Annotated in this window: 15 protein-coding genes; 5 read left to right on the top strand and 10 right to left on the bottom strand. The window is 67.1% G+C overall.

Features of this window, described 5'->3' with window-relative positions; all coding sequences use genetic code 11:
• Nucleotides 1-119 precede the first annotated feature (119 nt).
• Genes CFB41_RS21840 through acnA form a run of 3 tightly spaced genes read left to right on the top strand, consistent with a single transcriptional unit; the run spans nt 120 to nt 4,879 of the window.
• Nucleotides 120-635: a hypothetical protein gene (locus CFB41_RS21840; protein WP_089442945.1), complete on the top strand. Its 516-nt coding sequence runs from the start codon at nt 120-122 to the stop codon at nt 633-635.
• A 22-nt stretch (nt 636-657) separates the two neighbouring features.
• Complete coding sequence (locus CFB41_RS21835) at nt 658-2,109, top strand: bifunctional 2-methylcitrate dehydratase/aconitate hydratase (RefSeq protein WP_089457842.1); 1,452 nt, start codon at nt 658-660, stop codon at nt 2,107-2,109.
• Nucleotides 2,110-2,161: 52 nt separating this feature from the next.
• A complete protein-coding gene (gene acnA / locus CFB41_RS21830) occupies nt 2,162-4,879 on the top strand; it encodes an aconitate hydratase AcnA (protein WP_089457841.1) in 2,718 nt (905 codons plus the stop codon).
• Nucleotides 4,880-5,001: 122 nt separating this feature from the next.
• On the opposite strand, the gene CFB41_RS21825 is transcribed toward acnA, so the two are convergent.
• From CFB41_RS21825 to CFB41_RS21815, 3 genes are read right to left on the bottom strand one after another with little or no spacing between them, the layout of a single operon-like run.
• Nucleotides 5,002-5,439 carry a DUF1801 domain-containing protein gene (locus CFB41_RS21825; RefSeq protein WP_089457840.1) on the bottom strand — a complete coding sequence of 146 codons (438 nt, stop codon included), beginning with the start codon at nt 5,437-5,439 and terminating at the stop codon, nt 5,002-5,004.
• Entirely contained in the window at nt 5,436-5,867 is a 432-nt protein-coding gene (locus CFB41_RS21820; RefSeq protein WP_089457839.1) for an SRPBCC domain-containing protein, read from the bottom strand. The genes CFB41_RS21825 and CFB41_RS21820 overlap by 4 nt, the downstream gene beginning before the upstream one ends.
• On the bottom strand, nt 5,867-6,190 hold the full coding sequence (locus CFB41_RS21815; protein ID WP_089458952.1) for a helix-turn-helix transcriptional regulator: 324 nt from the start codon (nt 6,188-6,190) through the stop codon (nt 5,867-5,869). The genes CFB41_RS21820 and CFB41_RS21815 overlap by 1 nt, the downstream gene beginning before the upstream one ends.
• 645 nt (nt 6,191-6,835) lie before the next feature.
• Here CFB41_RS21815 and CFB41_RS21805 point away from each other — a divergent pair.
• On the top strand, nt 6,836-8,569 hold the full coding sequence (locus CFB41_RS21805; RefSeq protein ID WP_089457838.1) for a protease pro-enzyme activation domain-containing protein: 1,734 nt from the start codon (nt 6,836-6,838) through the stop codon (nt 8,567-8,569).
• Between the two features lie 106 nt (nt 8,570-8,675).
• On the opposite strand, the gene CFB41_RS21800 is transcribed toward CFB41_RS21805, so the two are convergent.
• From CFB41_RS21800 to CFB41_RS21780, 5 genes are all read right to left on the bottom strand, one after another.
• The gene (locus tag CFB41_RS21800; protein ID WP_089458951.1) at nt 8,676-10,094 is read right to left on the bottom strand and encodes an MFS transporter; all 1,419 of its coding nucleotides are present in this window, start codon (nt 10,092-10,094) and stop codon (nt 8,676-8,678) included.
• A gap of 208 nt (nt 10,095-10,302) precedes the next feature.
• A complete protein-coding gene (locus CFB41_RS21795; RefSeq protein WP_027791109.1) occupies nt 10,303-11,139 on the bottom strand; it encodes an ABC transporter permease in 837 nt (278 codons plus the stop codon).
• A 37-nt stretch (nt 11,140-11,176) separates the two neighbouring features.
• Nucleotides 11,177-12,433 (bottom strand): ABC transporter permease, encoded by a 1,257-nt coding sequence (locus CFB41_RS21790; protein WP_179250219.1) that lies wholly within the window; start codon nt 12,431-12,433, stop codon nt 11,177-11,179.
• A 102-nt stretch (nt 12,434-12,535) separates the two neighbouring features.
• Nucleotides 12,536-13,582, bottom strand: coding sequence for an ABC transporter substrate-binding protein (locus CFB41_RS21785; RefSeq protein ID WP_039358217.1), 1,047 nt, complete (start codon nt 13,580-13,582; stop codon nt 12,536-12,538).
• Between the two features lie 77 nt (nt 13,583-13,659).
• Nucleotides 13,660-14,766: an ABC transporter ATP-binding protein gene (locus tag CFB41_RS21780; RefSeq protein ID WP_089427971.1), complete on the bottom strand. Its 1,107-nt coding sequence runs from the start codon at nt 14,764-14,766 to the stop codon at nt 13,660-13,662.
• 108 nt (nt 14,767-14,874) lie between these two features.
• Between CFB41_RS21780 and CFB41_RS21775 the strand changes: the two genes are divergently transcribed.
• The gene (locus CFB41_RS21775) at nt 14,875-16,398 is read left to right on the top strand and encodes a PLP-dependent aminotransferase family protein (RefSeq protein WP_089457836.1); all 1,524 of its coding nucleotides are present in this window, start codon (nt 14,875-14,877) and stop codon (nt 16,396-16,398) included.
• Nucleotides 16,399-16,434: 36 nt separating this feature from the next.
• Here the strand turns inward: CFB41_RS21775 and CFB41_RS21770 are convergent, their stop codons facing one another.
• Together CFB41_RS21770 and CFB41_RS21765 are read right to left on the bottom strand one after the other, a co-directional pair.
• Nucleotides 16,435-17,469, bottom strand: a complete 1,035-nt coding sequence (locus CFB41_RS21770) for a lipase secretion chaperone (RefSeq protein WP_089457835.1) — start codon at nt 17,467-17,469, stop codon at nt 16,435-16,437.
• A 3-nt stretch (nt 17,470-17,472) separates the two neighbouring features.
• Complete coding sequence (locus CFB41_RS21765; RefSeq protein ID WP_089457834.1) at nt 17,473-18,567, bottom strand: triacylglycerol lipase; 1,095 nt, start codon at nt 18,565-18,567, stop codon at nt 17,473-17,475.
• Nucleotides 18,568-18,781: the final 214 nt, after the last annotated feature.

Below are 18,781 nucleotides of genomic sequence, written 5' to 3'. Positions count from 1 at the left end.
GCGGCCAAATAGGTGAAAATAGCGGCCGCTGCGCGCTTTCGGGGCGCGTGCAGTTTCAAACCGGCCGGCGGCGCAGATTGCCGGCCCTTGTCAACTGATTATCGAAAGGTTCTGACTCCATGAAGAAACTCCTGATCGCTACCGCCATCGGCGCCTTGTCCGCCACGATGCTGGTGTCGGCTCCGAGCGCGTTTGCCCAGGGTACGACCACGACGACCGCGAAGAAGGCAGCGGCCAAGCGCCCGGCGCCGGCCAAGCGCATCATCCCGCGCAGCAAGAAGGCACAGGCACGTGCCGCAGCGAAGGTCGATCCGGTACCGGACGGCGCAGTCAAGTGGTCCTGCAAGGAAGGTCTGTCGTTCGACCTCGCCGGTGACATGAAGCGCGACCAGGTCGTCACGGTTCACTGGGCGAAGAAGAACTACAAGCTGCCGCGTCAGGCCACGACGACGGGCGCCGACACGTTCTACGATCCGGCCGCAGGCTTCAAGCTGGTCGTGATCCCGACCAAGGCGATGCTGTTCTCCGACGCGAACGGCGGCGAACGCCTCGCGGACGAATGCGTGACGCCGGAAATGGCGCAAGGCACGCCGGCACCGACGCAGTCGAACGAGCTGAAGCCGGCAACGAACTAAGCGCGTTCCCATCGGCCCCTCGATGTCCGCCCCGGTCTCCAACGTCCGCCCTGCTCCGGATACGGTACTCGTCGATATCGTCGACTACGTGCTGAATACCGGCATCGACAGCGCGCTCGCGCTGGAGACGGCGCGTCATTGCCTGATCGACACGCTCGGATGCGGACTCGAGGCGCTCTCCTACCCTGCCTGCACCAAGCTGCTCGGCCCCGTCGTGCCCGGCACGATCGTACCGAACGGCGCGAAGGTGCCCGGCACGTCCTTCCAGCTCGATCCCGTCCAGGCCGCCTTCGGCATCGGCGCGATGATCCGCTGGCTGGACTTCAACGACACCTGGCTCGCCGCCGAATGGGGTCATCCGTCCGACAATCTCGGCGGGATCCTGGCGACGGCCGACTGGCTTTCCCGCACGGCCCGCGCGGCCGGCCGCAAGCCGCTCACGATGCGCGACGTGCTGGTCGCGATGATCCAGGCCCACGAGATCCAGGGCTGCCTCGCGCTCGAGAATTCGTTCAATGCGGTCGGGCTCGACCACGTGCTGCTCGTGAAGGTCGCGTCGACGGCCGTCGTCGGCCGGCTGCTCGGGCTCGCGCGCGACGAGCTGATCAACGCTGTGTCCAACGCGTTCGTCGACGGCCACGCGCTGCGCACCTACCGCCATGCGCCGAACACGGGTTCGCGCAAGTCATGGGCGGCCGGCGACGCAACCTCCCGCGCGGTGCGCCTCGCGCTGATCGCGAAAACGGGTGAAATGGGCTACCCGTCGGCGCTCACCGCCAGGACCTGGGGCTTCTACGACGTGCTGTTCGACGGCAAGCCGTTCCGCTTCCAGCGCCCGTACGGCACGTACGTGATGGAGAACGTGCTGTTCAAGATCGCGTTCCCCGCGGAATTCCACGCGCAAACGGCCGCCGAGGCCGCGCTGCAGCTGCATGCGCAGCTCGCCGCCGCGGGCCGCACGACCGACGACATCAGCCGGATCACGATCCGCACGCACGCGGCCGCGATCCGCATCATCGACAAGCAGGGCCCGCTCGCCAATCCGGCCGACCGCGACCACTGCATCCAGTACATGGTCGCCGTGCCGCTGCTGTTCGGCCGGCTGACCGCGGCCGACTACGAAGATTCGGCCGCCGCCGATCCCCGCATCGACGCGCTGCGCGCGAAGACCGTGTGCGTCGAGGATCCGCAGTTCACGCAGGATTACCACGACCCGGACAAGCGCTCGATCGCGAATGCACTGACGATCGAGTTCAAGGACGGGGCGAAGCTTGCCGAGGTGGCGGTCGAATATCCGCTCGGCCACCGGCGACGCCGGGCCGAAGGCATCCCGCTCCTGGTCGAGAAGTTCAGGACCAACCTTGCCCGCCGCTTCCCGGCCAAGCAGCAACAAGCGATTCTCGACGTGTCGCTGGACCAGGCAAAGCTCGACGCGATGCCGGTCGATGAGTACGTCGATCTGTACGTGATATAGCCGTCATTTACAGGACACGTAGTTTCCTAGCCTTAAACCCAGGAAAATCACCATGGCCCACAATCTCCACAAGACCCTCAAGGAATTCGACAGCGGTTCCGGCAAAGGCAAGTTCTACTCGCTGCCGCAGCTCGGCAAGGAACTGAAGACGAAGATCGAACGCCTGCCGGTGTCGATCCGCATCGTGCTCGAGTCCGTGCTGCGCAACTACGACGGCAAGAAGATCACCGAAGAGCACATCCAGCAGCTCGCGAACTGGAAGCCGAACGACAAGCGCGTCGACGAGATTCCGTTCGTGGTGTCGCGCGTCGTGCTGCAGGACTTCACGGGCGTGCCGCTGCTCGCCGACATCGCGGCCATGCGCGGCGTCGCGGAGCGTACCGGCAAGAACCCGAAGAAGATCGAGCCGCTGGTCCCGGTCGATCTCGTCGTCGACCACTCGGTGCAGATCGACTACTTCCGCCAGAAGGACGCGCTCGACCTGAACATGAAACTGGAATTCCAGCGCAACAACGAGCGCTACCAGTTCATGAAGTGGGGCATGCAGGCATTCGACACGTTCAAGGTCGTGCCGCCGGGCGTCGGCATCGTCCACCAGGTGAACCTGGAATACCTCGCGCGCGGCGTCCACAAGAAGGCGGACGGCGGCGACACCGTGTACTACCCGGACACCCTCGTCGGCACCGACAGCCACACGACGATGATCAACGGCATCGGCGTGGTCGGCTGGGGCGTGGGCGGCATCGAGGCTGAAGCGGGCATGCTCGGCCAGCCGGTGTACTTCCTGACGCCGGACGTCGTCGGCGTCGAGCTGAAGGGCAAGCTGCGCGAAGGCGTGACGGCCACCGACCTGGTGCTGACGATCACCGAAATGCTGCGCAAGGAGAAGGTCGTCGGCAAGTTCGTCGAGTTCTTCGGCGAAGGCACGAAGTCGCTGTCGCTGCCGGACCGCGCGACGATCGGCAACATGGCGCCCGAATACGGCGCGACGATGGGCTTCTTCCCGGTCGACGAAAAGACGATCGACTACTTCGAAGGCACGGGCCGCACGAAGGCCGAAATCGCCGCGTTCGAAAACTACTTCAAGGCGCAGAAGCTGTTCGGCATCCCGAAGGCCGGCGACATCGACTACACGAAGGTCGTCACGCTCGATCTGACGACGGTCGCGCCGTCGCTGGCCGGCCCGAAGCGCCCGCAGGACCGCATCGAGATCGGCCACGTCAAGTCGACGTTCACCGACCTGTTCTCGAAGCCGGTCGCGGAAAACGGCTTCGCGAAGAAGGCGGAAGACCTGGCCGCGCAATACACGACGAGCAACGGCGTCGACGTGAAGAACGGCGACATCCTGATCGCCGCGATCACGTCGTGCACCAACACGTCGAACCCCAGCGTGCTGCTGGCCGCCGGCCTGCTCGCGAAGAAGGCGGTCGAGGCCGGCCTCACGGTCGATCCGAAGATCAAGACCTCGCTCGCGCCGGGATCGCGCATCGTCACCGAGTACCTGACGAAGACGGGCCTGCTGCCCTACCTGTCGAAGCTCGGCTTCGAAGTCGCGGCCTACGGCTGCACGACCTGTATCGGCAACGCGGGCGACCTGACGCCGGAGCTGAACGAAGCGATCACGAAGAACGACATCGTCGCGGCAGCCGTGCTGTCGGGCAACCGTAACTTCGAAGCGCGTATCCACCCGAACATCCGCGCGAACTTCCTCGCGTCGCCGCCGCTGGTCGTCGCCTACGCGATCGCCGGCAACATCACGCGCGACCTGATGACCGAACCGGTCGGCAAGGGCAAGGGCGGCCGCGACATCTACCTCGGCGACATCTGGCCGACGAGCGAAGAAATCCACGCGCTGCTCAAGTTCGCGCTCGACCCGAAGAAGTTCGAGGACAACTACTCGAAGCTGACCAAGAAGGGCGACCTCTGGAGCAAGATCGAGGGCGAATCGGGCCAGGTCTACGACTGGCCGAAGTCGACGTACATCGCCGAACCGCCGTTCTTCGGCAACGACTTCTCGATGGAACCGGCTGCGTCGATCCCGACGGTCAAGGGCGCGCGCGCACTGGGCATCTTCGGTGACTCGGTCACGACCGACCACATCAGCCCGGCAGGCTCGATCAAGGAAGACTCGCCGGCAGGCAAGTGGCTGAAGGAAAACGGCGTGCAGAAGGCCGACTTCAACAGCTACGGCTCGCGCCGCGGCAACCACGACGTGATGATGCGCGGCACGTTCGCGAACGTCCGGATCAAGAACCTGATGATCCCGCCGAAGGCGGACGGCACGCGCGTCGAAGGCGGCCTGACGATCCACCAGCCGAGCGGCGAACAGCAGTCGATCTATGATGCAGCGATGCAGTACGTTGCCGCCGGCACGCCGACGGTCGTGTTCGCAGGCGAAGAGTACGGCACGGGCTCGTCGCGCGACTGGGCCGCGAAGGGCACGCAACTGCTCGGCGTGAAGGCCGTGATCGCACGCAGCTTCGAGCGCATCCACCGCTCGAACCTGGTCGGCATGGGCGTGCTGCCGCTGCAGTTCAAGGGCGCGGACAGCGTCCAGTCGCTCGGCATCACCGGTGAAGAAACGTACGACATCGAAGGCCTCGGCGACGACTTCAAGCCGCAACAGGACGTCACGCTCGTGATCCACCGCAAGAACGGCGAATCGCAGCGCGTGCCGGTGCTGCTGCGCATCGATACGCCGATCGAAGTCGACTACTACAAGCACGGCGGGATCCTGCCGTTCGTGCTGCGCTCGCTGCTCGCAGCGTAAGCGCCCTGCACCTTGCAGGTGCCGCAGCCGCCTCGCGGGCGGTTGCGGCCGATTTGGATGCCCGACCTCGTGTCGGGCTTTTTTTTGCCTGCGCTACGCCGCGTGACCGGTCGTGCGGCGCGTCACGCCGCCTTGTCGGCCCGCGCCTTCGTGCCTGCGTCCGCTCGCCGGGTGTTCTTCTTCAGATGCGTGCGGTTGTAGTCGATCGCCGCGCGTACCAGATTCTTCAGTGCCCGCTTGTCGAGCTTGTCGCCTTCGAAGAAATCGATCGCACGCCGCGCATTGCCGTCGAGGCCGTCGTTAAAGAGCTTGTCGGGATCGGGCAACTGCGCGCCGTGCATGAAGGTCAGTTTCACCTTGCCCTTGTGCGCGTTCGCCACCGCAATCATCCCGTCGCACGACCATACGGGGCTGCCCATCCATTTCCATTCCTCGACGATGCCCGCTTGCGCGTCGAGGATCGTCTGGCGCAGGTCGGCGAAGGTCTTGCCGCGCCAGTCGGCGATGCCGGCGATCAGCGCGTCGATACGCTCCGACGGCGTGAGATCCGTTGTGCTCATGCGCGAGCCTCCGTGGCTTCGTCGGGGCGTGCCAGCACCTGTTCGAGCGAGTCGAAGAAGCGGACCCAGCCGTGCTGCGCACCGCGGTACGCCTGCTCCTGGTCGTGACGGAAGCCGACCTGTTCCATCCGCAGGTGCGTGCCGCGCGGCGTTGGCGTGAGCGTCCACGTGACGACGCTTTCGAGGCCGTACGCGGCCCACGTGTAGGACAGCGTGCGCGGCGGTTCGATCGCCAGCACGGTGCAGTCGACCGAGCCCCAATCCGCACGGAAGCTGAAGGCGCGGCCCGCGACGGGCTCGAAGTCGCTCTTCATCAGCCACGCCTCGATCAGGTGCGGCTGCGTGAGCGCGCGCCAGATCTTCTCCGGCGGATGAGGCAGCTCCCGGTCGACGACGACGGAGCGCGTTTCGGTGGTGGCCTGGTTCATTACTGGTCCATCCTTTTCAGAAGAGCTTCGAGGGCATCGAACCGGGTCTGCCAGAAGCCAGCCATCTGGCTCGTCCAGTCGATCAACGGGGCCAGCGCTTGAGGCTGCGCGCTGTAGTGCGTCTGCCGGCCTTCGTGACGGTCGCTCACGAGCCCGGCCTGCTTCAGGACGCCCAGATGCTTCGAGACGGCCGGCTGCGAGACGCCCGCATGGGCCGTCAGCGCGGCAACCGTCAGCTCGCCGTCCGCACACAGCCGCTCGAAGAGCGCGCGGCGCGTGGGATCGGCCAGTGTCCTGAAAAGCATGTCGTGTGCGTTCTGCATGTCCAAATCCATAACCCGATGGTTATGGATTGAAGGATATCCGCTGATCGACGCACGTCAAGGCGGAATCTCGCGAACGACGCCACGCGATCTTGCGCGTGCCCGCTATCCGCCGCGCCGGGGCGTCCACGCCACCGAATTCGAATCTTTCCTCTAATCCGCAATTGCCGCATGCGATCCGAAAGACACCCGCAAGACTGCCGGAAGCACCGTTCCACAGTTCGGGAAACGTTTGCGCTCGAGCGACCCCAATTTTGTGCACGCGCGAATCCGTTCCTGCCGTGTCGCGGCGTTTGACCACATAGTGCGACGCGGCATGCGACAACGACCGCCCGCGCACGATGCGTTCACACGGCGATTCGCTCCGCGATCGCGCACGTTCCGGCGTCGCGGCGAGCGACTCGTGCGCGCGAGCGTCGCGCGCCGCTGCGCCGCCGTATCGCGAACCGGTTCCGCTCGCCGCTGCCGCAATTCGCATACGCGCATGACGCAGCACCGGCGTGCACCCGCGCCGATGTCAGAACTGACAGCTATGGAAAATGGCAGCTACCCGAACGGCACCGACGCCCTACGCTCGTCACCGCTCGCGGCCCCACAAGGGCCGGGGGTTCCAGTAACGTCGCCTCTCCTAAAAAAGGACTCCCGATGAAAAGGAACACCTGGTTTGCCCTTCCCCTTCCGTCGCCCCGCCGCCTCGCGTGCGTGGCACCGTTCGTGTTCGCCGCCGCCGCGGCGCATGCGACGACGGATTGGGTCGATACGCATACGAAGGCCTTTCTGACCGGCCCGCAGTTGATGGCGCGCAGCGCGGCGCCGTCGCTCGAACTGGCAGGCGGTGAAACGACCAACGTCGTCGTCAGCCTGAAACTGCGCAACGCCGCGCAGCTCAAGCAACTGGCGCGCGACGTGAACCGGCCCGGCAGCGCGCATTACCGCCAGTACCTCACGCACGAGCAGTTCCTCGCCAACTACGCGCCGACCGATGCGCAGGTCAAGTCGGTCGTCGACTATCTGCACAAGAGCGGCTTCGTGAACGTCGAGGTCGCGCCGAACCGCCTGCTGGTCTCCGCCAGCGGCACGGCCGCCACGGTGAAGACCGCATTCAACACGTCGCTCGTGCACTTCGACTACGCGGGTCACTCGGGCTTCGCGAACACGTCGACTGCGCAGGTGCCGCGCGCGCTCGGCGACGTCGTCGGCTCGGTGCTCGGGCTGCAGAACGTTGCACACGCGCGGCCGTTGCTGCGCATCGGCAACGTGTCGAAGCCGCAGGCGCTCGCAGCCGGCACGGCGACCGGCCACTATCCGAAGGAATTCCCGGGCCTCTACAACGCAACCGGCGTGCCGACCGCAGCCGGCGTCACCGTCGGCATCATCACGATCGGCGGCGTGTCGCAGACGCTGCAGGACCTGAAGCAGTTCACGTCGAGCAACGGCTACGGCACGGTGTCGACGCAGACCATCAAGACCAACGGTACCGGCGGCAGCTACACCGATGACCAGGAAGGTCAGGGCGAATGGGATCTCGACAGCCAGTCGATCGTCGGCTCGGCCGGCGGCCAGGTCGGCAAGCTCGTGTTCTACATGGCCGATCTCAATGCGAGCGGCAACACGGGCCTCACGCAGGCGTTCAACCGCGCGGTGTCGGACAACACCGCGAAGGTGATCAACGTATCGCTCGGCTGGTGCGAGACCGATGCGAGCGCGGACGGCACGCTCGACGCCGAGGAACAGATCTTCACGACCGCCGCGGCGCAAGGCCAGACGTTCTCCGTTTCGTCGGGCGACGAAGGCGTGTACGAGTGCAACAACCGCGGCTATCCGGACGGCTCGAACTACACGGTGTCGTGGCCGGCATCGTCGCCGCACGTGCTCGCGATCGGCGGCACGACGCTCTACACGACGTCGTCGGGCGCGTTCTCCAGCGAGACGGTGTGGAACGAAGGGCTCGACGGCAACGGCAAGCTGTGGGCGACGGGCGGCGGCGTCAGCACGATCCTGCCCGCGCCGTCGTGGCAGTCGGGCAGCAACCGCCAGTTGCCGGACGTCGCGTTCGACGCCGCGCAAAGCACCGGCGCGTACATCTACAACTACGGCCAGTTGCAGCAGATCGGCGGCACGAGCCTCGCCGCGCCGATCTTCACCGGCCTCTGGGCGCGCCTGCTCGCAGCGAACGGCACGGGCCTCGGTTTCCCGGCCGGCAAGTTCTACGCCGACATTCCGTCGAACCCGTCGCTCGTGCGCTACGACGTAGTGTCGGGAAACAACGGTTATCAGGGGTATGGCTACAACGCAGGCACCGGCTGGGATTACACGACCGGCTTCGGCAGCCTGAACATCGCGAACCTCAACCAGCTGATCAAGTCGGGCGGGTTCTAAGCGAAGCGTGAAGGCCGGCGCGTGGCGGTGGTGGGCCGCGCGCCGGCTCGAGACGTTCCCGCGATCGTCGTTCGGCCATCGGCTTGCGCCGCAACCGCGCGCCACCCTACTCCGTCGCCTGCTCGCCCACACGCTCCGACGCGGCCGGCACACCGGCCCGATGCGAAGGCGCAAAAAGCCGCAATCCGCTCGCGACGCTCGCGGCCCCGGCGAAGCCCGCGCCGAGCATCAGCGCGAGCGTCGGCCCGTGGCGCCCCGCGATCCCGAACGACAGCGCGACGAGCGCCGCGCCCGTCGCCTGCCCGATCAGCCGCGCGGTCGCGATGATCCCGCTCGCGCCGCCACTGCGCTCGGGCGGTGCGCTCGACATCAGCGCCTTCAGGTTCGGCGACTGGAAGAAACCGAAGCCCGCGCCGCACAGCATCATCCGCCAGCCGATGTCGATGACGCCGGGCGCCGCCGGCAACGCGGCGAGCGACACCATGCCCGCGCTCAGCAATGCCAGACCGATTGCGCCGAGCAGGCCCGGCGGATAGCGATCCGACAAGCGCCCCGCGATCGGCGCGGCGAGCGCGACGATCGCCGACCACGGCGTCATCAGGAACCCCGTCTCGACCGCGTTGCGATGCAGGACGGTTTCGAAATAGAACGGCAGCGACACGAACGCGAGCCCCTGTGCAGCGAACGCGCACACCGCGGTCAGCGCGGACAGCGTGAACACCGGCCGGCGAAACAGGTCGACCGGCAGCATCGGCGCCGGGTGCCCGGCCTGACGGCGAATCAGCAGCCAGCCGAAGGTGAGCGCGACCGCGGCCGCCGCGAACACGATGGAAAGCGGCCCGCGCTGCGCGAACTCGCCGAGCGCGAAGATCAGCGACGCGAACGTGATCACGTTGAACAGCGCGGCGACCGGATCGAACGCATGCTTGCCGCGCGCCGTCTGCGGCAGCGACGGAATCGCCACGGCAAGCGCGAACACGCCGAGCGGCACGTTCACCGCGAACAGCCACGGCCATGCGGCGACCGACAGGATCAGCGACGCGATGGTCGGCCCCACCGCGAACGACACGCCGACGACGAGCGCGTTGAAGCCGACGCCGCGCCCGAGCCGGTGCGCGGGAAACAGGCCGCGGATCAGCGCGACGTTCACGCTCATGATCGCGCTCGCGCCGAAGCCCTGCACGATCCGCGCGGCCGTCAGCATCGGCAGCGTCGACGCGAGCGAGCAGCCGAGCGACGCCACCGTGAACACCGCAAGCCCGGCGACATACACGCGCTTGTGGCCGACGATGTCGCCGAGCGACGCGAACGGCAGCAGCGTCGCGACCATCGCGAGCTGGTACGCGTTGATGATCCAGACGGACGCGGCCGGCGACGCATGCAGGTCGGCGGCAATCGCGGGCAGCGCGGTGTTCGCGATCGCGGTGTCGAGCGTCGCGAGCGCGACGGCCAGCAGCACGGCGGACATCGCGCGCCAGTTGACGGCGGGCTCATGCGCGCCGGCGGGGGAAGCGAATTCGGACAAGATGAGGCTCGGCTGACGAGCGACGCGTTGCGCCGCGTCGCGGATTGGACTCGCGGCGGCGTTCCGGACGCACCGCACGGAACGCGCGCCGCCGCGCCCCGTATTGTTGCAGAGCCGCATCGAACGTGCAGGCGGCCGCCTCGTCAGTCAGCGAAATGAAAGCAAATGCATGGCCGCGCAGGATGCACGGCCACGCAGGCTCGCCGCGTCAGCTCACCGCGCGCCGCGCATTGCGACCGCGCAGCCATTCGAGCGCCAGCAGCAGGCTCGTCGAGAAGATGATCAGGATCGTTGCGAGCGCAGCGATCGTCGGGCTGATGTTCTCGCGGATGCCGGTGAACATCTGGCGCGGCAGCGTCGTCTGGTCGGCGCCCGCGAGGAACAGCGTGACGACGACTTCGTCGAACGACGTCGCGAACGCGAACAGCGCGCCGGACATCACGCCCGGTGCGATCACCGGCAGCGTCACGCGGAAGAACGTCGACACCGGATTCGCGCCGAGCGACAGGCTCGCGCGCACGAGGTTCTGGTTGAAGCCCTGCAGGGTTGCCGCCACCGTCGTCACGACGAACGGCACGCCGAGCGCCGCGTGCGCCGCGATCAGCCCCGTGTAGGTGTTCGCGAGCCCGAGCGGCGCGAAGAACAGGTACATGCCGACACCGACCACGACGACCGGCACGATCATCGGCGACAGCAGCACGGCCATCAGCAGCCCCTTGCCGCGGAAGTCGGCCTTCGTGAGGCCGATCGCGGCGAGCGTGCCGAGCACGGTCGCGACGACGGTCGCCGACGGCGCGACGATGAAGCTGTTCTTCGCGGCCATCCGCCACTCGTCCGATGCGATCAGGTTCTCGTACCAGCGCATCGAGAAGCCCGGGATCGGATAGACGAGGAACGTGCTCGACGAGAACGACAGCGGCACGATCGCGAGCACCGGCAGGATCAGGTACAGCAGCGTCAGCACGACGAGCACGCGCAATGCGACGTACCACGCGCGCTCGACGAACGACATGTGCGGCGCGAACAGCGGCCTGGCGAGTTTCATGGTTCGAATCCCCTTCCCGTTTCGTTGCACGCGGCGCTCAGCCGAGGCTCACGTTGGTGCGCGTGAAGCGCCCGTACACCGCGTACAGCACGAGCGTCGCCGCGAGCAGCAGCCCGCCGAGCGCGCACGCCATACCCCAGTTGATCGTCACGTTCGTGAAGTACGCAACGTAGTAGCTGACCATCTGGTCGTTCGGCCCGCCGAGCAGCGCGGGCGTGATGTAGTAGCCGATCGCGAGAATGAACACGAGCAATGCGCCGGCGCCGACGCCCGGGTAGGTCTGCGGCACGTACACGCGCCAGAACGCGGCGAACGGATGGCTGCCGAGCGACACGGCCGCCCGCTGGTAGGTCGGCGGGATCGACTTCATCACGCTGTAGAGCGGCAGGATCATGAATGGCAGCAGGATGTGCGTCATCGAGATGTACACGCCGACGCGGTTGAACAGCAGCGTCAGCGGATGCGAGATCAGCCCGCTGCCGATCAGCGCCGTATTGATGAGCCCTTCGCTCTGCAGCAGCACGATCCACGCGGCGACGCGCACGAGCACCGACGTCCAGAACGGAATCAGCACGAGGATCATCACGAGGTTCGCGCGCCGCTCCGACAGCGTCGAGATCCAGTATGCGAGCGGATAGCCGAGCAGCAGTGCGAACAGCGTGACGGCGACGCCGATCACGAACGTGCGGCCGAAGATCGCCAGATAGATCGACTGGTCGGGGTCGGCCTGCACGACGTGACCGAAGCCGTCCTGCTTGTGGTCGAGCGCGGCGAGCAGGTAGAACGGCGAATACGCGCTGCCGTTCTTCGCGATCGCCTGCCAGTAGGCGGCGTCGCCCCAGCGCGAATCGAGCTCGACCAGCTTGTCACGCGTCTGCGCGGGTGTCAGTGCCGCGTCGTTGTCGCCCTTCAGCGGCATCGCGCGCGCCGTCTTCGCGACGAGCGAGCGATAGCCTGGAATCTCGGTGTTCAACCGCCGCGCGAGCGCACCCATCGCCTCGCTGTCGGCCACCTTCGTCATGTCGGCCGCGAGTGCGACATACGCGGCGTCGGCCGGCGGCGTCTGGCGGTCCCAGCCCGACAGCGCCCTGACCGTGTTCGGCAGCGCAGCGGCGATCTCGGGGTTCTGCACGGCGCGCGTGAGCAGCGCGCCGATCGGCACGACGAAAATCAGCAGCAGGAAAATCGCGAGCGGCGCGACCAGCAGCAGTGCCATCGTGCGCTTGCGGGCCTCGGCGGCCTTCAGCTCGCGCTTGAGCGCGGCGTTCGACGGCGAGGAAGGCGCGATCGTCATCGTATTCAACGGTTCTCTCCGGCCGGGCACGATCCGGCGGAAGGCCGCGCGACACGATCGATGCGTCGCGCGGCCGGTTGCATCAGGATGCCTGAACGACGGTTACTTCGTCGCCCACGCGGCGAAACGCTGCTCGAGCTCGTCGCTGTGGTCGGTCCAGAAGCCGATGTCTTCCAGCACCGCGTTCTTGCCGTTGGCCGGCGAGTTCGGCAGGTTCGCGAGCGTCTTCGCGTCGAGCGACTTGATCGCCGCGATGTTGGTCGGGCCGTACGCGATGTGCTGCGCGTAGCCCTGCTGCGGCTTCGGCGTCAGCGTGTACGCGATGTACTGCTCGGCCAGCGCCTTGTTCGGCGAGCCCTTCGGAATCGCCCAATAGTCGAGGTCGTAGATGCTGCCGTTCCACACGACCTTCAGGTTCTTGCCTTCCTTCTGCGCGGCGTCGATGCGGCCGTTGTACGCGGTCGACATCACGACGTCGCCGGCCACCAGGAACTGCGGCGGCTGCGCGCCCGCTTCCCACCACTGGATGTACGGCTTCAGCTCGTCGAGCTTCTTGAACGCGCGGTCCTGGCCGGCCTTCGTGCCGAGCACCTTGTACACGTCCTTCGTCGGAACGCCATCGGCCATCAGCGCGAATTCGAGGTTGTAGCGCGCGCCCTTGCGCATGCCGCGCTTGCCCGGGAATTTCTTCACGTTCCAGAAATCGGCCCAGCCGGTCGGCGCCGATTTCAGCTTGTCCGCGTTGTACGACAGCGCCGTCGACCACACGAAGAAGCCGACGCCGCACACCTGCGGCGATTCCGGAATCAGGTCGGATTTCTTCGCGATCTTCGACCAGTCGAGCTTCTCGTACAGCCCCTCGTCGCAGCCGCGGTTCAGGTCGCCCGATTCGACTTCGACCACGTCCCAGTTGACGTGCTTCGCCTCGACCATCGCCTTCACTTTCGCCTGCTCGCCGTTGTATTCGACGGCCGTGACCTTGTTGCCGGTCGCCTTCTCGAACGGCTGGTTGAACGCGGCCTTCTGTGCGTCGCCGTTCGCGCCGCCGAAGTTGACGACCGTGAGTTCGGCAGCCGATGCCGATGCGCCGACGACGGCGAGCGCCAATGCCAGCGCGGTGCGCCGTGCGGTAATGCGTGCTCGGTTCATGGTGGTTCCTCTCCTCTCGTGGTGGAAGTGGGCAGTTGTTGTTGACGACGTGCTACGGAAAATCGGGAAAACCCTGCTCAAGCGAACACGCGCAGGTGTTCGGGCGAGAACGCGAGCGCGACCGGTGCGCCGGGCGAGAACGCATCGAGCGCGCCGGTGCCGAGCGGCACCTTCACGAAGCATTCGTCCTGGCCGGGCAGCGCGCAGCGCATGCGCACGTGGTCGCCGAAATAGATGAGGCTGCGCGCCTCGCCGCTCAGCTGGTTGGCGGCCGCGCCGTTCGCGTGCCCGTTCGCGCCGTGCGCGGCGAGGCTCATGCGTTCGGGGCGGATGCACGCGACTGCCGGCGCCCCCTCGGCCGCATCGCCGATGCGGCGACCGACGAGCTTGGTGCCGTCGTCGAGCCGGAATTCGCAGAATTCGCCGTCGACGCGCGCGATGGTGCCGCGCAGCCGGTTGCTGTCGCCGATGAAGTTCGCGACGAATTCGTTGCACGGCGATTCGTACAGGCGGTCGACGGTGTCGAGCTGCTGCACGATGCCCTTGTCGAACACGGCGACGCGATCGGACATCGTCAGCGCCTCGCCCTGGTCGTGCGTCACGTACACGAAGGTCACGCCGAGTTTCTCGTGCAGCGCCTTCAGTTCGTACTGCATGTGTTCGCGCAACTGCTTGTCGAGCGCGCCGAGCGGCTCGTCCATCAGCACCAGCTTCGGCTCGAACACGAGCGCGCGCGCCAGCGCGATGCGCTGCTGCTGGCCGCCCGACAACTGCGCCGGGTAGCGCTTCGCGAAGCGCTCCATCTGCACCATCTTCAGCGCGTGCGCGACGCGTTCCGCGCGCTCGGCCGCCGGCAGCTTGCGCACGGTCAGCGGATACGCGACGTTCTGCTCGACCGTCAGGTGCGGAAACAGCGCGTAGTTCTGGAACACCATGCCGATGTTGCGCTTGTGCGGCGGCACGTTGTTCAGCAGCTCGCCGTCGAGGCGGATCTCGCCGCCGGTCGGGAATTCGAAGCCGGCCAGCATCATCAGGCAGGTGGTCTTGCCCGAGCCGGACGGCCCGAGCAGCGTCAGGAATTCCCCGCGGTGGATATCGAGGTCGAGCGATTTGACGACCAGCGTCTCGCCGTCGTAGGTCTTCCGCACGCCGCGAAAGCTGACGATCACATCATCGGACTTCATCGTGGCTGTCCCCTTGCTTCGCGACAATTGATTTTGAGATGCGAGCCACTATACGGCGCCCACGGTTCTACAATAGGGAACCATTTCAATATTACTAGTAGGACCACTTTGGATACCGTGATCCTCGCCGACTGGCTCTCCGCCCGCCTCGACCGCAGCTCGCCCGAGCCGATGTACCGGCAGTTGCTGCAGCAGATGCAGCAGGCCATCCTGACCGGGGAATTGGGGCCAGGAACGAAGCTGCCGAGTTCGCGCACGCTCGCGGCCGACCTGTCGATCGCGCGCAATACCGTGCTGCACGTGTACGACCAGCTGACGGCCGAAGGTTACGTGCTGACGACCACCGGCAGCGGCACCTACGTGGCCGACACGCGGCCGGATGCCGCGGCGATCCACGTGCCGGGCGCCGTGCCGCCGCCGTCGAGCGCCGATGAACCGCCGCTGCCGGACGCGCAGGGCGGCCTGTCGATGCGCGGCCGCCAACTGATCGAGCATGCGGGCGTGTCGCGCCGCCAGTGGGGCGCGTTCATGCCGGGCGTGCCGGACGTGTCGGAGTTCCCGAGCCGGACGTGGAGCCGCCTGCAGGCGCGGCTGTGGAAGGAAGCGAATCCCGAGCTGCTGACCTATGCGCCGGGCGGCGGCTACCGGCCGTTGCGGCGGGCGCTTGCCGATTACCTGCGCGTCGCGCGCTCGGTCAAATGCACGCCGGACCAGGTGATCATCACGACGGGCATCCACCAGTCGATCGATCTCGCGGTGCGGCTGCTGTCCGACATCGGCGATCGCGCATGGGTCGAGGAGCCGTGCTACTGGGGCGTGCGCAGCGTATTGCAGGCGGCCGGCCTCACGCTGACGCCGGTGCCGGTCGACCAGGAAGGGCTCGACCCGCGTGCCAGCGACATGCAGCATCCGCCGCGGCTCGTGCTCGTCACGCCGTCGCATCAGTACCCGCTCGGGATGGTGATGAGCCTCGCGCGACGCCGGATGCTGCTCGAATATGCGCGCCAGCACCGCTGCTGGATCATCGAGGACGACTACGACAGCGAGTTCCGCTACGGCAGCCGCCCGCTCGCGTCGCTGCAGGGGCTCGACGATGGCGGCCGCGTGATCTACGTCGGCAGCCTCGGCAAGATGCTGTTCCCGGGGCTGCGGATGGGCTACATGGTCGTGCCCGAGCATCTGGTCGACACGTTCCGCACCGGGCTGTCGGAGTTGTACCGCGAGGGCCAGCTGATGCAGCAGGCCGTGCTCGCCGAATTCATCATGGACGGCCACCTGACTTCGCACGTCAGACGAATGCGCACGCTGTACGGCGAGCGCCGGCAACTGATGATCGACGCGATCCGCGCGCGTTTCGGCGACGCGCTGCCCGTGATGGGCGACGAGGCAGGCCTGCATCTCGTGCTCGGCCTGCCCGACGCCTGCGACGATCGCGCGGTCACGCAGAGCGCGTTCGATGCGGGCGTGATCGTGCGCCCGCTCACCAGCTACTACAGCAGCCTCGACACCGCGCGGCGCGGCCTGCTGCTCGGCTATGCGTGCGTCCCGCACGAAGGCATCGGCCCCGCGTTCGACACGCTCGCGAACACCATCGAGCGACACCTGCCGCAGGACCTCACGCGCGCGGCATAGCGGCGCTCATGCGCCGCGCCGCCCGCGCTTCTCACCTTACCGCGCGCTACCCGCCCCGCGATCGAGCGATGCCGCGCGCACCGCTTCGCCGGGCTTCGTGAACACGCGCTGCCGCAGCGCGGCGATCTGCGCGTCGCGATCCTGCGGCGTCAGGCCCGCCGACTCGATCTGCGTACGCTGCGCCGCATAGTCCGCATAGCGGCTCTGCCACGACGCGTCGTCCTGCTGCAGCTGCGCCACGCGCGCGGCGGCTTCGGGGCCGAGCGTCTGCGTCAGTTGCGCGCGCATCGCATCGGGCGTCGCCCCGCTCTTCTGCAACTGCGCGATCTGGTCGATCGCGGCGCGCTGCTTGTCGATGCGCTGCTGCGCGGCGCGTTCGTCGGCCGGCATCTGCTGTTCGAGCGCAGCGAGCCGCTCGGCCTTCTGCGCATCCGTCAGCGTCCGATCCTGGGTGATCTTCAGCCGCGCGAGATCGTAGCGCTGCCGCCACTGCTCCGCACCGAAAAACGGCTGGCTCCAGTCACCGAGCGTGCGATATGCAATCGACGCGCGCTGGTCGAGCGCGAGCTGCAGTGCGCCGAGGTCGGACTTGTCGACCGCGCCGGCATCGCGCAGTTTCGCGAGTGCGTCGAGATACGCGCGATAGCGATGCCATACGTCGAGCGCCTCGACCTGCGCCACGGTGCCGTCGAGTTGTGCGGCAATCTCGCGCACGACGAACGCATCGAGCGCGGGCGCGCCCAGGTCGCTCTGCGCGGTCAGGCAGTAGTCGAAGAAGTCGCGCACCGCGCGCGACTTCGCGAGATGGCCGCCGGCATCGAGCGGCAACCGGGGCGCGCTGGAGCCGGCCAGCGACGGCGGCGGGCCCGCGCTTGCCGACACGGCGGCCTGCGGCGGTGCGGCAGCCAATCCGCCTGCCGCCGGCACATCCGGCGCATCGCCGCCAGCGCCCGTCCCGCGATGCCGGCTCGCACCGCTCCACATCGCCACGCCGGCAATCGCCGCCAGCCCCACGACACCATAAATCATGGCGCGCCGCGCCAGCGGCGCGCGTCCTTCACGTACCGTCATCGATTACACGCCCGCCAGCTTCAGCCGGTTCGCATGCGTGCGGATCACCGCGACCGGATCTTCCGCGTACGCACCGCGCACGCCGAGCAGCTGGTTGACCTCGTCGAGATGGTTCCACTTGTAGCTCGTGCTCAGCACCTTGCCGTACAGCGCACTGCACTTCGACACGAGCCCGTCGTTCTGCCCGGAGCCGCGGTTGATCATCACCGTGCCGGTGCCGAGCAGCGCGAGCGTCGACAGATCGAGTGCGTTCGCCGGATCGACGACCGGAATGGTGCTCGTATCCGTCGCACCCGTGACGCCGAACAGCGAGAGCGTCGGCTGGATCGCCGTGCCGGCCCACGAGTACAGCAGATGCGTGTTGCCGCCGACGGTTTCGGTCGGCGCACCGGTCTGGCAACTGCCCGGCGCACCCAGGCCCGCGCTCGGGTAGTTCTGGTTGTACGTGGCGGCCCGTGCGGTGGTCAGCGTCTGCAGCGCGGCGAGCGCGTCCTGGTTCGTGTTGTGGCTGCTGCTCGTCAGGATCCCGAACACATTGACGAACGCGGCGATCACCGAGGACGAAAGCCCGGTCGGATCGTACGCAAGCACGTTCTGCACGAAGTCGGCGAATTCGGAGCCGCGATGCGGCGTGCCGATCGTCGTCACCGACGCGACGAGATCGGGCGCGACGGCCGCGACATAGCGCGACGTGAGGCCGCCCTGGCTGTGGCCGACGAGATTGACCTTGGTCGCCCCCGTCGCCGCGAGCACCGTCTTCACGTAAGCGAGCAACTGTTCGCCGCGCCCGTTCGGGCCGTCGTCGCTCTGGAACCCCGACAGGTTCGCGACGTAGACGGTCGCCCCGTTCTGTTGCAGGTCCTCCTGGATCCCGTACCAATACTCGAGCACCCCGGCGTACTTGTCGGTACCTGTGAGCCCATGCACGAGGATGATCGGATAACGCGTCGCCGCGTAGCCATCGGCGGGCGCGGTCGCCGCCATCGCCGCTTGCGTCGTCGCGAGCGTCATTGCCGCAGTCGTCCCCGCGAACGGCGCGATGCTCATCGCGCATGCCACTGCCCCTGCCACCACCCTGGAACGCATCGTATTGGCCATGCATGTTCTCCTGATTATTGTGCTGCCGGTGCGAATGAAGCCGAATCGACACGCACTATGCGTCGCCAGCATCGCGACCACCGTGTGCGTCGAATGCGGGAGTGAATCACGAGTCGCGAACGTTTGCGCCCTGACTAGACACGGCTCTCTAATCGGTTGACGCGCCCCGCCCGTTCGGGCGGGGCCGCGTTCATGCATGCGCATGCTGCAATGC

This window comes from Burkholderia sp. AU33803, from assembly GCF_002223095.1.
GTDB lineage: Bacteria > Pseudomonadota > Gammaproteobacteria > Burkholderiales > Burkholderiaceae > Burkholderia.
The sequence above is the reverse complement of the archived record's forward strand: the minus strand, read 5'-3'. Positions and strand labels throughout refer to the sequence as shown.

Excerpts from the sequence above, each read along its gene's own strand:
- CFB41_RS21840 (WP_089442945.1), top strand. The coding sequence starts at position 120 with ATGAAGAAACTCCTGATCGCTACCGCCATCGGCGCCTTGTCCGCCACG.
- CFB41_RS21835 (WP_089457842.1), top strand. The coding sequence starts at position 658 with ATGTCCGCCCCGGTCTCCAACGTCCGCCCTGCTCCGGATACGGTACTC.
- acnA (WP_089457841.1), top strand. The coding sequence starts at position 2,162 with ATGGCCCACAATCTCCACAAGACCCTCAAGGAATTCGACAGCGGTTCC.
- CFB41_RS21825 (WP_089457840.1), bottom strand. The coding sequence starts at position 5,439 with ATGAGCACAACGGATCTCACGCCGTCGGAGCGTATCGACGCGCTGATC.
- CFB41_RS21820 (WP_089457839.1), bottom strand. The coding sequence starts at position 5,867 with ATGAACCAGGCCACCACCGAAACGCGCTCCGTCGTCGTCGACCGGGAG.
- CFB41_RS21815 (WP_089458952.1), bottom strand. The coding sequence starts at position 6,190 with ATGCAGAACGCACACGACATGCTTTTCAGGACACTGGCCGATCCCACG.
- CFB41_RS21805 (WP_089457838.1), top strand. The coding sequence starts at position 6,836 with ATGAAAAGGAACACCTGGTTTGCCCTTCCCCTTCCGTCGCCCCGCCGC.
- CFB41_RS21795 (WP_027791109.1), bottom strand. The coding sequence starts at position 11,139 with ATGAAACTCGCCAGGCCGCTGTTCGCGCCGCACATGTCGTTCGTCGAG.
- CFB41_RS21790 (WP_179250219.1), bottom strand. The coding sequence starts at position 12,433 with ATGACGATCGCGCCTTCCTCGCCGTCGAACGCCGCGCTCAAGCGCGAG.
- CFB41_RS21785 (WP_039358217.1), bottom strand. The coding sequence starts at position 13,582 with ATGAACCGAGCACGCATTACCGCACGGCGCACCGCGCTGGCATTGGCG.
- CFB41_RS21780 (WP_089427971.1), bottom strand. The coding sequence starts at position 14,766 with ATGAAGTCCGATGATGTGATCGTCAGCTTTCGCGGCGTGCGGAAGACC.
- CFB41_RS21770 (WP_089457835.1), bottom strand. The coding sequence starts at position 17,469 with ATGACGGTACGTGAAGGACGCGCGCCGCTGGCGCGGCGCGCCATGATT.
- CFB41_RS21765 (WP_089457834.1), bottom strand. The coding sequence starts at position 18,567 with ATGGCCAATACGATGCGTTCCAGGGTGGTGGCAGGGGCAGTGGCATGC.